Annotated in this window: 9 protein-coding genes and 1 pseudogene; 8 read left to right on the top strand and 2 right to left on the bottom strand. The window is 72.1% G+C overall.

Annotated features, from left to right (window positions below; translation table 11 throughout):
• Positions 1-32: 32 nt before the first annotated feature.
• The 4 genes from A6F73_RS32560 to A6F73_RS32545 all read left to right on the top strand — a co-directional run bounded on the left by A6F73_RS32560 (position 33) and on the right by A6F73_RS32545 (position 6371).
• Entirely contained in the window at positions 33-2489 is a 2457-nt protein-coding gene (locus A6F73_RS32560) for an FtsX-like permease family protein (RefSeq protein WP_063351966.1), read from the top strand.
• Between the two features lie 162 nt (positions 2490-2651).
• The gene (locus A6F73_RS32555; RefSeq protein WP_063351965.1) at positions 2652-3770 is read left to right on the top strand and encodes a basic secretory protein-like protein; all 1119 of its coding nucleotides are present in this window, start codon (positions 2652-2654) and stop codon (positions 3768-3770) included.
• 337 nt (positions 3771-4107) lie between these two features.
• Entirely contained in the window at positions 4108-5232 is a 1125-nt protein-coding gene (locus A6F73_RS32550) for a hypothetical protein (protein ID WP_079136459.1), read from the top strand.
• A gap of 212 nt (positions 5233-5444) precedes the next feature.
• Complete coding sequence (locus A6F73_RS32545) at positions 5445-6371, top strand: CAP domain-containing protein (protein WP_063351964.1); 927 nt, start codon at positions 5445-5447, stop codon at positions 6369-6371.
• Between the two features lie 261 nt (positions 6372-6632).
• Here the strand turns inward: A6F73_RS32545 and A6F73_RS32540 are convergent, their stop codons facing one another.
• On the bottom strand, positions 6633-7916 hold the full coding sequence (locus A6F73_RS32540; RefSeq protein WP_063351963.1) for an amidohydrolase family protein: 1284 nt from the start codon (positions 7914-7916) through the stop codon (positions 6633-6635).
• Positions 7917-8434: 518 nt separating this feature from the next.
• Here A6F73_RS32540 and A6F73_RS32535 point away from each other — a divergent pair.
• Both A6F73_RS32535 and A6F73_RS32530 read left to right on the top strand, forming a co-directional pair.
• Positions 8435-9652 (top strand): type III PLP-dependent enzyme, encoded by a 1218-nt coding sequence (locus tag A6F73_RS32535; protein WP_063352707.1) that lies wholly within the window; start codon positions 8435-8437, stop codon positions 9650-9652.
• Entirely contained in the window at positions 9649-10209 is a 561-nt protein-coding gene (locus tag A6F73_RS32530) for a GNAT family N-acetyltransferase (RefSeq protein WP_063351962.1), read from the top strand. The genes A6F73_RS32535 and A6F73_RS32530 overlap by 4 nt, the downstream gene beginning before the upstream one ends.
• 143 nt (positions 10210-10352) lie before the next feature.
• On the opposite strand, the gene A6F73_RS32525 is transcribed toward A6F73_RS32530, so the two are convergent.
• Positions 10353-11693, bottom strand: a complete 1341-nt coding sequence (locus A6F73_RS32525; protein ID WP_063351961.1) for a glutamine synthetase family protein — start codon at positions 11691-11693, stop codon at positions 10353-10355.
• A gap of 526 nt (positions 11694-12219) precedes the next feature.
• On the opposite strand from A6F73_RS32525, the gene A6F73_RS32520 reads away from it, so the two are divergent.
• Together A6F73_RS32520 and A6F73_RS39840 are read left to right on the top strand one after the other, a co-directional pair.
• Positions 12220-12555: a DUF5132 domain-containing protein gene (locus A6F73_RS32520; protein WP_063351960.1), complete on the top strand. Its 336-nt coding sequence runs from the start codon at positions 12220-12222 to the stop codon at positions 12553-12555.
• Between the two features lie 355 nt (positions 12556-12910).
• Positions 12911-13426 (top strand): annotated as a pseudogene (locus A6F73_RS39840) (ATP-binding cassette domain-containing protein); the annotation flags it as partial.
• Between the last annotated feature and the right edge of the window lie 93 nt (positions 13427-13519).

Raw genomic sequence — 13519 nt, 5'->3', positions numbered from 1 at the left:
GCGCTGGAGCTCGGCGGGAGTGGGACGAAGCCGTGCTGAAGATCGCCGCAGCCACCCTGCGCCACCGCCTGACGGGCTTCGCGGGCGCCTTCCTCGCCCTCACGCTCGGCACCACGATGATCGGCATGATGACGCTGACCCTCGCCGCCACCTTCGGCACGCCGCACCCGGGTCCGCAGCGGTTCAAGGAGGCCTCGGCCGTCCTGGCGCCGCAGGGCTTCGACGGGCGCCCGATGAAGGCCCCCGCCGTCCTGCCGCCCGACGTCGTCGCGAAGGCGGCCGCGACCGGGCACGTCACGCCGGACCGCAGCTTTCCCGTGCAACTCGCCTCCGGCTCCGGGGAGATGACGGGCCACCCCTGGCCCTCGGCCGCCTTCGCGGGCTACCGCCTGGCGGCCGGGCGCGCGCCGCAGGCCGCGGACGAGATCGTCGTCGGCGGCGGCTCCCGGGAGCCGATCGGACGCCAGACCGGCGTCACGACGGGCGACGGCGCCGGCCACTACCGGGTGGTGGGCGTCACCGACGCGCTCTGGTTCGAGAACGTGGTCTTCTTCAGCGCCGCCGAGGCGCAGCGCCTGTCACCCGGAGTGAACGCGCTCGTCACCGACCAGGACGCGAAGCAGCTGGCCGCGCTCGCGGGCGACCGGGCCGTGGTCCTCACCGGCGACGGCCTGACCCGGCTGGACCCCGACTCCACCGGCGGCGCCCAGGCACTGGCCAACGCCCAGGCCATGGCGGGCAGTACGACCGGACTCGCCGTGTGCGTCGCGGTGTTCGTCGTCGCCGCGACCTTCGCCTTCGCCGCCGAGCAGCGCCGCCGCGAACTGGCGCTGCTGCGCCTGGTGGGCGCGGCCCCCGGGCAGGTGCGGCGCATGGTGCTCTGGGAGGCCCTGCTGATCGGCCTGGCCGCGGCGGTCGCCGGCTGCCTGCTCGCACCGCTGTGCACCGTGCCGCTGCGTTCCTGGATGCTCGACCACCACGTGGCCCCGTCGTGGTTCACCATCCCCGTCACCGTCCTGCCGCTGCTGGTCGCCGCCGTCATCGGCGTCGCCGCCGCGCTGGCCGGCTCGGCCGCGACCCTGGTGCGCGTCTCGCTGATCCGCCCGATCGAGGTGCTGCGCGAGAGCGTGCTGGAGCGCAGCGCGATGACGCCGGTCCGCTGGCTGCTGGGCGTCGGGATGCTGGCCGGCGCAGTCGTCGCGGGCATCGTCATCTCCCGCACCGAGCCGTACCTCGCGGCCAGCGCCCGCAAGTACGAGGTGGTGCCGGTGCTCTACGTCGGCGCGGTCACCCTGCTGGCCCCGGCCCTGCTGCGCCCGGTGACGAGGCTGCTGCTCCGCCCGCTGCGCAGCTGCGCCACGGCCGGCCCGCTGCTGGTGCGGGAGAACATCCTCACCTCCCGGCGCCGGACGGCCGCCACCGTGGCGCCGATCGTGGTGGCCGTTGGGCTGGTCGCCGCGATGCTGACGATGCAGGAGTCCGGCGACGCGGCGCTGCTGGCCCGGCAGCAGCAGGAGATCCGCGCGGCGGACGTGGTCGTGCCCGGAGGCTCGGGGATCGACGGTTCGACGCTCGCCCGCCTGGCGGCCGTGCCCGGGATCCGGGTCACCCCGGTCGCCTCGATGAACGTCCGGATCGGTACCGCCGCCGGTGAGCAGATCGACTCGCTGAGCGCGAAGGCCGTCCCGGCGGCGGCGCTGGGCGTCACCGTCACGCCGCCGGTGCTCTCCGGCTCCCTCGCCTCGCTGCCCGAGGACTTCCTGGTCATCGACGAGCACGCGGCCGAGTCCGACGCCCTGGCGGTCGGGGACCGCGTGGTCATGCTGCTGCCGACCGGCGCGAGGGCCTCGACCGTCGTCGCGGCGGTGGTCGCGCGCGGCCTGAACGGGGACGACACCTACGTGTCCTCGGCGCTGACCGGCGCGCTGATGCCGAGCCGGGTCTACCTCGACTCCTCGGCGGGCGCCGGCGCGGCGCTCGACCCGCAGCAGACGGCCGCGGTGAACCAGGCGCTGGCAGGTTCCGGCGCGCACGTGGTGACCTACGACGCCTACCTTGAGGCCGAGCGCGCGCATGCCGCGCAGCAGACGGACAACGCGGCGGTGATCATCCTGGGGATCGCGCTGGCCTACGCGCTGATCGCGGTCGCCAACACCCTGATCATGGCGATGGCGGGGAGGCGGCGGGAGTTCGCCCTGCTCGCTCTCACCGGCGCGGTGCGCGGTCAGATCGTGAGGGTGGCCGCGGCGGAGTCGGCCGTGGCGGTGGTCGTCGCCACCCTGCTCGCCGCCGTGGCGACCGCGCTCGCCGCACTGACCCAGCGCGTCTCGTTGGGCAAGCTCGTGGCCGACGCGCCGACGGTGGTCCCGTGGGCGCGGATCGGGGAGGCCGTCGCGCTCTGCGCCCTCGTCGCCCTGGCCACCGCGGCGGGCGCGGCCGTGCGGGCGACCCGTGGGCGGGCGGTCGAGAGCGCGGGCATCCGCGAGTGAGGAGCCGCCCGGCAGAGGCCTGGACCTTCGGGTGAACACCACTGAGCCGACGGCCTGTCAACGCACCCGTTGACGGGAGCGTTGACGCCGCGTCTACCGGGGCCCGGTGGCATGAGCGCAGGCCGGTTCCAGGGGGGAACCGCCCGAGAGGAGAGCCCCGAGATGTTCACCCGTCGTACGGCCGCCGCCGTCGTCCTGTCCGCCGCGACCGTCGTGTCCGGGATGGCCTTCGGCGCCGGGACCGCAAGTGCGGCCGAGTCGCTCCCGTCCAGCGGCGCCGACTACCGTATCTCCAGTTACGCGGGCGGCGCCCTCCAGTGGGACAGCCGCAACAACGCCTCCAACGTGGTGGTCCGCGACTGGAACGAGTCCTCCGCCCAGCAGGTCTGGACGGTCAGGGACGAGGGCAACGGCACCTGGTCGGTCAAGGTGCCCGGCACCAACAACGCCGTCGACCGGGACCGGGTCAAGAACACCGTCGGTGCCTGGAACTACGTCGGCACGGACAACCAGAAGTGGTGGCTGGAGAACATCTCGGCGGGCAACGGCCGGGCCTGGCTGCTGCACAGCGTCTCGGACAGCAATCTCTGCCTGGCCCGTGGCGCGGACCTGAACGCCAAGGTGGCCGCCTGCAACGCTGGGGACCAGGCGCAGTCCTGGAACCTCGACCGCAACGGGGCCACCACCCCGCCGACCGCCGGCCGCCCGACCATCGACCTCGACTACTCGCAGGCCCCGGACCTCGGGCCGTGGCTGGAGCAGCAGAAGAAGACCGTCGCGGACTACTACCCGACGATCTCCAACCTGATCACCAAGGGAGCCTTCGCCGCCCCCAGCTACTTCAAGATCATCTTCGACCCGAAGCTGACCGACAACCCCGCGTTCACCACCGTGAACCCCAGCAACGGCGTCAAGGAGGTCCACGTCAACATCGGCTACACCCGCGGGAACAAGGGTGACACCGGCTTCCTGGTGCACGAGGCCGTGCACGTCGCGGTCTGGGACAGCCCGTTCTCCGGCAAGTGGTGGCTGGGCGAGGGTCTGGCGGACTGGGTGCGCGACTACAACTTCCAGCCGGGCACCGGCGCCCAGCACTTCGGCCCGGACTCCAACTACGACAGCGGCTACCAGGCCACCGCCCGGTTCATCGACTACGTCTCGAAGGCCTACAACAAGCCCGACCTGGCACACCTGCTGAACACCACGAACTACAACGAGCAGATCTGGGTCCAGCTCACCGGCAAGAGCGCCCAGCAGCTCTGGAACGAGATGCCCAAGTAACCCGCGCCCCCACACCCCACCCGACGGCCCGGCACCCACGAGGTGCCGGGCCGTCGGGTCGACGTCAGGAGCGCCGCCAAGGGGCGGGTGTGCGCAGTGCGGGACGGCCCGGCGTACCCGGAGACGCCGGAAGGTCACCTGTTCGAGTGAAGGTCGAGATCGGGGTCCCGAGTTCTGATCGGTCGTCACCGATGATGCGTTCGAGAGCTTGCGGCGAGGGCCGGGCAAGAGCGGCCCGTCGGGAGGCAACGCCGCCGCGTCCTGGTGGCAGCCTCCGCGGCCGCGCGCCCGGCGCGGTCGCATTCCCGCATGACAGCACACCCGATGAGGAGATGAAGTGGCGGAGAAGCGGCTCAAGTCCTGGGGCAACAACCGCGCAGGTCAGCTCGGCGACGGCACCTGGACGGACATTCGTACGACGGCCACCACCGTGCTGGGGCTGACGAGCGCCGAGGTGGTGAAGATCGCCGCCGGGGGAAGCGGCCCCGCCACAGGTTTCGGGCTGGCCCTGCTGACCGACCGCACGGTGCAGACGTGGGGCGCCAACGGGTCCGGGCAGCTCGGTGACGGTTCGGTGTTCAGCCACAACGCGCCCGGCCAGGTCGTCAACCTTTCCGATGTCACCGATGTCGCCGCGGGCGGAGTGCACAGCCTGGCCCTGCTCGCCGACCGGACCGTGGTCGCCTGGGGGCGCAACAACCACGGCCAGCTCGGCAACGGGACCAACGCCGACAGCAGCGTCCCGGTCCGGGTCGAGGGACTCGGCAAGGTGATCGCGATCGCCGCCGGACTCAACCACAGCCTGGCGCTGCGCGCGGACGGCACCGTGTGGGCCTGGGGCCACAACATCAACGGCCAGCTCGGGGACGGAACTTCGGCGAGCCGCAACGTGCCGTCCTTGGTGAACAACCTGGCCGGTGTGGCCCGGATCGCCGCCGGCGCCGACCACAACCTGGCCCTGATCGGCCCGCCGAGCAGCTCCACCAAGCCCACCAGCGGCAACGCGGTGAAGGCGTGGGGCTACAACGCCACCGGCCAGCTCGGCGACAACACCACCATCAGCCGCTTCACCCCGGTCGACACCCAGGGCAGCTGGTTCGGTGGGGTCTCCGGGATCGCGGCCGGAGCCCACCACAGCCTGGCCGTCACCGACAGCGGCAACCAGCTCAAGGCCTGGGGCCGGAACACCTCCGGCCAGATCGGCGACGGCACCACCGACTACCGGAGCACCCCCGTCGCGGTCCCCGGCCTCACCGGCATCCAGCTGATCGCCGGCGGCCGCGAACACACCATCGCCCTGCTCGGCGACAACACCGTCCGCGCCTGGGGCAACAACGGCTCCGGCCAACTCGGCAACGGCACCACCACGGACAGCAGCACCCCCGTCACCTCGCTCACCGCGTTGACCGGTGTCGACAAGATCGCCGCACCCCTCGGCGGCGACTTCAGCCTGGCCAACTGAACCCGGCGCGCGGCCCCGGCTCCCCGCCGAGGCCGCGCACGGCAGCACGATCCGGCTGACACACGTGTGGGCCTGAGATCCGCGCAGCCTCCATGGGCAGCGCACATCCAGTTCGTCAACGCGCTGCTGATCAATTGTCAATCCAGCCCTGGTGTCCTGACCGCGTTCCGCAGTCTCATCCGCACGCGGTCCATTGACAACAGGAGATTCCCGTGTCCCACCCGTCCACCCCCACTCCCACCCCCACCCTCCGCCCGAGCACCGGCACCCGCCGCCGCACCCGGCTGGCAGGCCTGGCGCTCGCCGTCTCCGCGATATCCGCGAGCAGCGTCACGCTGCTCGCCGCGCCGGCGAACGCCGCCGTGGTCGAGCAGATGATCACGATCCAGGACCACCAGAACCACAACTCGCTGGCCAGCTCCGACGGCGAGGGCTCCCGGATCGTCGCCCGCAACTACCAGAACGCCTCCACCTCGTTCTGGATCTCCAACAAGCCCGGCGACCGGGTCGACTTCGCCCGCAACGTCAACGGCACCGAACGCGTGCTGGAGATGGACACCAACGACGGCCGGTCCACCCAGTTCATCCACTGGTGGGCGGGCGACAACCAGCAGTGGACCCTGGAGCCCGCCGCCGGCGGCGGCACCTACCTCCACAACGCCCGCGACAACCGCTGTCTGACCTACCACGGCCTCGACCGGGAGGTCACCGTCGAGAACTGCGACGGCAGCATGGCCCAGCGGTTCGACCTGATCGGGTCGGGCACCGGCCCGGGCCCGGGCACCTCCGTCGAGCAGCGCTTCCTGGACCGGCTCAACACCGTGCGCGCCCAGAACGGCAGGCCGGCGGTGCGCCTCAACCAGACGCTCTCCCAGGCCGCCAAGTGCAACGCCGACCAGATGGACCAGCGCCGCGTCTCCGGCCACTTCTGCGACTCGGGCAGCATCGCGCGGGGCCTCGGCTACACCGGGAGGGGATTCGGCGAGATCGCCTTCTACGGCCCCACCGACATCGACGCCGCCGTCGACGGCTGGATCAAGTCGCCCGGCCACCTGGGGATCATGCTCGGCGACTACAACGAGGTCGGCCTGGCCCGCACCGGCAACGCCTCCTGGAACGCGGACTTCAGCACCCGCTGACCCCCGCCGCGACCGCTCCGCCGGGGCCGCTCCACCCGCGACCGCCCACCCCGGCGGAGCGGCCCCGGCCAGAACCTCCGCCAGGGATGGCACTTCCGGGAGGCCGGCCAGCGCACCGAGGTGCTCCCGGGGAACACCCACGTGCTGTCCGGGATCGGTGCGGGATTCCAGTGGGGGAACCCGCTGTCTCCGGCATGCCTGACCGGGCCACAGGGCGGTGATGGACCGCCCGAGCCGGGGGCAGGCGGAGGCCGGTGCGGGTCAGTCGAGTTCGTTCTTGTGGACGACGCCGTCCTTGACGATCAGCTTCAGATTGCGTTCGGGGTCTGCGAGGACGGAGAGGTCGGTGGTCGGGTCGCCGTCGACGACCAGGAGGTCGGCCCATGCTCCCGGCGCGATGACGCCGAGCGGCGCGGCGCGGTAGGGGTCTCGGCGGCCGGACAGGCGGAAGAGTTCGGCGTTGCCGGAGGTGGCCGTCCGCAGGGCCTCGACCGGGCTGAGGTAGCTGCCGAGCCGGACGAGCATCTCGTTCTGCCGGTGGGCCTTCCCGGGGTCGAACACCAGGTCGGTGCCGAAGGCCAGCCGCACACCGTGCTTCACCGCCCAGCCGATGGTGCGGGCGACGCCTTCACAGACCTCGTGGTTCTTGCGGTTGCTGTCCGGAAATGCGTAGTGGTGGTCGTCGACCGCGAACGGCTGGGTGCTCAGCCACACGTCCTGCTCCGCGAGGTAGCGGATGGTGTCCTCGTCGACGAGGTGCCCGTGCTCGATGCAGCGCACCCCGGCCCGCACCGCGCGGCGGACGCCTTCGGAGGTGTAGACGTGCACGGTCACGTAGGTGCCCCAGTCGGAGGCTGCGGCGACGGCGGCCTCCAGTTCGGCCGTGGTGAACTGCAGGACGTCCAGCGGGTCGAACTCGGAGCTGACGCCGCCGCCGGCCATCAGCTTGATCTGGGTGGCGCCCTTCTTGAGCTGCTCGCGCACCGCGGCGAGCACCCGTTCCGGCCCGTCGGCCACCCGGGTGAACCCGATCTGTTCGGTCCGGGCCGGTGGCCCGCCCAGGGCGGTCGGGGCGTCGTGGACCGTCCCGAAGTCGCCGTGGCCGGCGGTTTGGGAGACGGCCGCCTGGCTCGGGTAGATCCGCGGGCCCGGGAACAGCCCGCGGTCCAGCACGCGCCGGAGCGGCTCGGTGTCTCCGGCCATGTCCCGCACGGTGGTGAAGCCGCGCATCAGCATGTCGCGGGCCGCGGCCAGGGCCTGGTAGTGGAGGGTGCCGGTCGGTGCGAGCTGGAGCTCCGCCATGGTGCCGCCGATCGCGAACAGGTGGACGTGCGCGTCGGTGAGGCCGGGGAGGAGGGTGCGGCCTCCGCCGTCGATCACCGTCGCGCCTCCGGGGAGGCCGGGCGGGAGGGTGCGGCCCAGCACCACCTCTGCGATCCTGTCCCGTTGGACCCGGACGTGCCCCGGCACCGCTTCCCCTCCGATCCCGTCGAAGACGCGCACGTTCGTCACCAGCAGCCCGGCACCCGGGTCGTCGACACCCATGCCGTCATCTTCGGCTGGTCACGGGACCGGGACCAGCGGGACGGGCCGATCCGCCGAGGCGTCGCTCTCACCAGTTCATCGACAGCGTCCGGTGGGACCTGGTCGTCAAGGCCGTGGAGGCCGACGCCGACGTCGTTCGGGTGGTTCTGTATGGCGAGCGGTGGCCCGGGGCGGGGCGCGGAGGGATGGGGATCGGCACGGAGATGCCGAGCAGCGGTCCGCGCTCGTCGGCCTTCGCGTCGGTCAGGCCGTGCGGGGTGCGCAACGGGTGGTGGGGCAGGCCCTGGAAGTACGTAGAGTGCGGTGGGAGAGGGAGTTCGGGTCAGGCGTCACAGCCGACCTTCGGACTCCCTTGCTTCATTTCACGCGTGCCAGCAATCCCGTGGCATCAATCGTCTAGTCGGACCGGAAGTTCACACGTGAGGCCTCAGAGCATCGACATGCGCCAGACCGCCGAACCGCGTCGGACGGCCGACCACGGTAGAACCGGCCACCGCGCCCCGACCGCGCCGGCCACCGTGCACGCATCCACCACGCGCCTTCCCGGACAGCGCGACGGCACCGCCCTGCGCGCCGCGCTCGCCGATGCCACCGAGGACACCATCGTCTACGACCTGGACGGCATCGGCCGTCAGTACGCCGCACTGTGCGCCGAACTTCCCGGCGTGGCCGTCCGGTTCGCGATGAAGGCCTGCCCGGTGGACGAGGTGCTGGACCATCTCGCCGCGCTCGGCTCCGGCTTCGACGCGGCCAGCCCGCAGGAGATCGCCCAGGCGCTGCGCACCGGCGTCGCACCCGAGCTGATCCACTACGGGAACACCGTCAAGTCGGACCGCAACATCGCCGAGGCGTACCGGCTGGGCGTGCGGGACTTCGCCACCGACAGCCCGGAGGACGTCGCCGCGATCGCGGAACACGCCCCCGGATCGCGGGTGTTCTGCCGGATCGCGACCACCGGCGAGGGCGCGCTGTGGGGCCTCAGCCGCAAGTTCGGCTGCTCGCTCGAGGACGCCGTGCGGGTGCTCGGCGCCGCCCGGACCGCAGGGCTGGTGCCCTCCGGCCTGTCGGTGCACGTCGGCTCGCAGCAGATGACCGCCGGGGCCTGGGTGGCGGCGATCGAATCGCTGGCCGCCGTCCTGGAGGCGCTCAGCCGGCGCGGCATCGTGCCGAGCCGCATCAACCTCGGTGGCGGGCTGCCCGCACTCGGCGTCCTCGACCGGCGCGGCCGGCCGCTGGAACCGCCGCTGGACAAGATCTTCGTGGTGATCCGGGAGGGCATGGACCGGCTGCGCGCCGTCAACGCCGCGCCGCTGGAGTTCCTGCTTGAGCCCGGCCGGCACCTGGTCGCCGACCACGGCGCGATCCGCGCCCACGTGGCGCGGCTCTCCTCCCGCCACCGGCTCGACGGTACCCGCGAGGACTGGCTGTACCTGAGCTGCGGCAAGTTCAACGGCCTGTACGAGATGAACCAGTTGCAGTACCGGCTGGAGTTCCCGACCCACCAGGGCGGGCAGTTCGTCGACGCCGTGGTGGCCGGCCCGACCTGCGACAGCGACGACGCGTACGCCCAGGAGGACGGCCTGGTCCGCGTCCCGCGCGCGATCGCCTCGGGAGACCCGGTGTGGGTCCACTCCTGCGGCGCGTACGCCGCCGCCTACGCCACCCAGGGGTTCAACGGCTTCGCGCCGCTGCCGTACACCTGCATCGGCGGGCGCCGCAACGGAGGAAACGCATGAGCGAGTACCGGATCCGGCTGCTCCGGGAAGAGGACTGGGACGCCGTGGTCGCGCTGGAGGAACGCGCCTACGCCGCCAGTGGCCTGTCCGAAGGCCGCGAGGCCCTGCAGTCCCGGCATCGCGCCTCACCCGACACCTGCTTCGCGCTGGAGCACCCGGGCGGCCTCGGCGGCTACCTGCTCGCCCTGCCGTACCCGCTGTTCCGCTGCCCGGACCTCAGCCGCAGCGAGGACGCGGACGGGGACGGCACTGGCGGGCGGCCCGCCAACATGCACGCGCACGACCTGGTGATCGCCGAGCAGCTGCGCGGCCGGGGTCTCGCCCCACGGATGATGCGCCACCTGGACGACACCGCGCTGGCGGCCGGCCACCGGACGGTCTCGCTGGTCGCCGTCCTCGGCGCACAGGCCGTGTGGGCTCGCCTCGGGTACCGCGCCCGGCCCGAGATCGGGCTGCCCGCGAGCTACGGTGCCGATGCGGTCTACATGGCGAAGCCGCTGGAACCCGAGGTCACCGATCCGACTCCCGAGTCCTCACCCAGAGCCGAAGTGGGTTGATAGAGCCATCTCCCGTACCCGGCAGGGTTCCGCCGCTTCCGACCGGCCATCGGCGGGCCGCTCCTGGCTCCTCACTCCCCGGCGACCAGGGGGTCTGCGATCGACCCGTCGCCGGGGAGCCGGTGGAGCAGAACCGGTGCTCGTCAGTAGCGCCAGCGGACGGCCTCGATGACGTCCGCATCCGTGTGCATCGCGAACAGCTCCGCCTCCGCCCGACGGACGGCCAGCACGGTCTCGTACAGTTCGGGGCCGAGCGCCTGCCGCAGCACGTCGGACTTCTCGTACACGTCGATGGCCTCCGGCAGGCTCGCCGGGAGGCGCTCGGCGGAGTCGAGGGTGGCGGGGTCGCTCGTGGTCTCGGGCGGGAGGGGCAGACCGGCGTCCAGGCCGGCGAGTCCGGCGGCCAGCACGCCGCCGATCGCCAGGTACGGGTTGGCGGCGGCGTCGAAGCACTTGAGCTCGGCGTTGGCCTGCCGGGCCGTGGAGCCGGCGATCAGGCGCAGTGCCGCCTCACGGTTCTCCAGGCCCCAGCAGCGGTAGGCCCCGGCGAAGTGGGAGGGGACCAGCCTCAGGTAGGAGGCGACGCCGGGTGCGCCGATGGCGAGCAGGGCGGGCAGCTCGGCCAGGACGCCCGAGAGGAACTGTTCGGCCTCCGGGTGCAGCCCGTGCCGGCCGGGGCCGCCGTGCCCGAGGTTCAGGCCCTCTCGCCAGAGGCTGAGGTGCAGGTGGCCGCCGTTGCCGATCGAGCCCTCGGTGAAGACGGGCGCGAACGAGACCCGCAGGCCGTGCCGGGCGGAGACGGCCCGGACGGTGTGGCGCACCAGCATTGTGGTGTCGGCCGCCTCGACAGGCCCCTCGGCGGCGACGGAGACCTCGAACTGTCCGGCGGCGTACTCGGGGTGGACCTGGAGCACGGCCAGTCCTTGGGCGGTGAGGGCGCGCAGTACCTCCCGCAGGTAGTCGGAGTGCTCGATGAAGCGGGTCATCCCGTACGCGGGCCCGGTCGTCGCGGGGGCTCCGGCGGAGTCGGCCACCACCCACTCGATCTCGATCCCGGCCCGCACCGAGAGCCCGCGCCGCTCGACGGCCTCGGTGAGCCGGCGGGCGAAGTGGCGCTGGCAGCCGGGGTGCGGGGTGCCGTCCTGGGTGTAGCGGTCGGCTGGGGCCCAGGCCCAGCCGGGCTGGGCGGCGAGCGGGGTGAGCCGGTCGAGGTCGGGGACGAGCCGCAGGTCGCCCACCGGGCCGGTGCCCGAAGGCATGGTGGCGAAGGAGTCGTCCACCAGGGAGACGTCGAAGCAGGGTACGGCGCCGACACCGTACTCGGCGGCGTGTTCGAGCTGGGCGAGCGGAACGGACTTCACCCGGGTGAGGCCGGCGTTGTCGACCCAGCCGAACACCACCCCGTCGATTCCTGCGGCGGCGAGTTGGGCTTCGGCTTCCCGGGCCTGGGCGGCCCGCTCGGCTGGGGGGTGCGTGGTGGTCATGCCGCTCATGCTGGCGTTCGCGGCAGTCGGCGGGCCAGCCGCCGGCCGGGAGTTCACTCGTCCGTGATCGGCCGGAGCTGCGGAGTGACACAGGAACCGCCCGGTGCGTCTTCGGACGATTGCCGGGGCCGGCCCGGCGTTGTGCCGGGGGGCGCCGACTCGATGGGCTGGGACCGGCCGAGCGCGGGAGGATGGCACGAGAAATCGGCGATCGCCATTGATCTAGAAATGTGATGATCGGTCTAATTGGGCGGCAAACCTTTACTGAGTTCGTAGCGATTGGTAGTTCGGATTGCACTCGGCCGGGTGAATCCCGTTGAGGATGTTTGGTTTTGACGGGAGCTATTCGACTACGGTGGCGGAGGATCGGGCGGTTGGCTCATCGGTGAGGAAATCGGTTCGGCGGGAAATCCGCGACGTGCGCCGACAATCCCGAAGAGGAGTTCTACCGCCGGTCCTGCTGTGCGTGCTCCGGCAGTTCGCCGTGCCCGGGGTCCCCTGTCATACGTAGAGAGGTTGGAACACCATGCCGCCCGTAGTTCCGCCGTTCCTGATCGGTCTCGTCGTCTCGCCACTGGTCAAGCGTCTGCTGAAGCCGCTGGTGCGAGGCGTCGTCAAGACGTCCGTCGGGCTCGTCATGGAGGTGAAGAAGGCGGCCCACGAGGCCGGGGAGAACATCCACGACCTCGCGGCCGAGGTCGCCGCCGACGTGTCGGCGGCTCAGGTCACGTCCGGTGACGGCCATCGTGCGGCCGGGAACGCGACCCCGAACGCCGAGAGGGGCGAGGCCGCCGCCCGGGCCGAAGCCGAGGCGAGGGCCTCGAAGATCCGTACGACCGTCGGCGCCGGAAGGGCACACTGACGCACCGGCGCGACCTGACCCGCCGCCTGGACGCACACCGTGATCGAGCTCGCGAGCTGTGTCCGCGCGGTGGTCGGCCGCGGGCCTTCCGGCCCCATCGGCCGCCCCTTCAGAATTCCCGCTCCGCCACATTGATCCGTCGTGCCCGATGCCGGATCGCTCATGACCTCCGCAAACAGGTGATCGTACACATGCCATCTCTGCTGGGTTCCGCAGCCGGATTCCGCTCCATGGATCCGGACGCGAGCCCGCGCTCGATCATTCCGGGCCGCCAGCGCTGGGACGTCAGGCTGGTTCTCGGACGGCCCCGGACGGCCGAAGTCCTCGCCGCGGTCCTGCGGCGCGTCCCCGGGTCCTGCGCGACGCGATCGGGTTCGTCGCGCAGGACCCGTTCCTCTTCGACGGCAGCATCGCCGACAACATCCGCTACGGCAGCTTCGCGGCCTCGGACGAGGCCGTCGTCAAGGCCGCCTCGATGTCCGAGGCGCACACCTTCATCGCGGCGCTGCCGGACGGCTACGACACGGTGATCGGTGAACGCGGTGCCGCGCTGTCGGGCTGCCGGCGGCAGCGGATCGGCCTGGCGCGGGCGATCCTCAAGGACGCGCCGGTCGTGATCCTCGACGAGGCGACCTCCACGGTGGACAACGAGACCGAGGCTGCCATCCAGCGCACGCTGCGCGGCTTCGCGGTCGGCCGGACGATGGTCGTCATCGCCCACCGGCTCTCCACCGTCCGCCACGCCGACCGGATCTACGTCATGGACAGGGGCGGCGTCGTGGCCGAGCAGGGCACCCACGACGAACTCCTCGCCCGGCACGGACTCTACGCATCCCTCTGGCAGCTCCAGGCCGGCGAACGCGCCGCCTGACCGCAGAAAGCCGCACCGCCCGCTGACCGTGTGACGTCACCGCGGTCGGCGTGGCCCGGCGCGTCCTGCGCGCCTGCCCGCCCACACTTCTGG

This window comes from Streptomyces sp. MJM8645, from assembly GCF_001625365.1.
Lineage (GTDB): Bacteria > Actinomycetota > Actinomycetes > Streptomycetales > Streptomycetaceae > Kitasatospora.
This window is presented reverse-complemented; position numbering and strand designations above follow the sequence as displayed.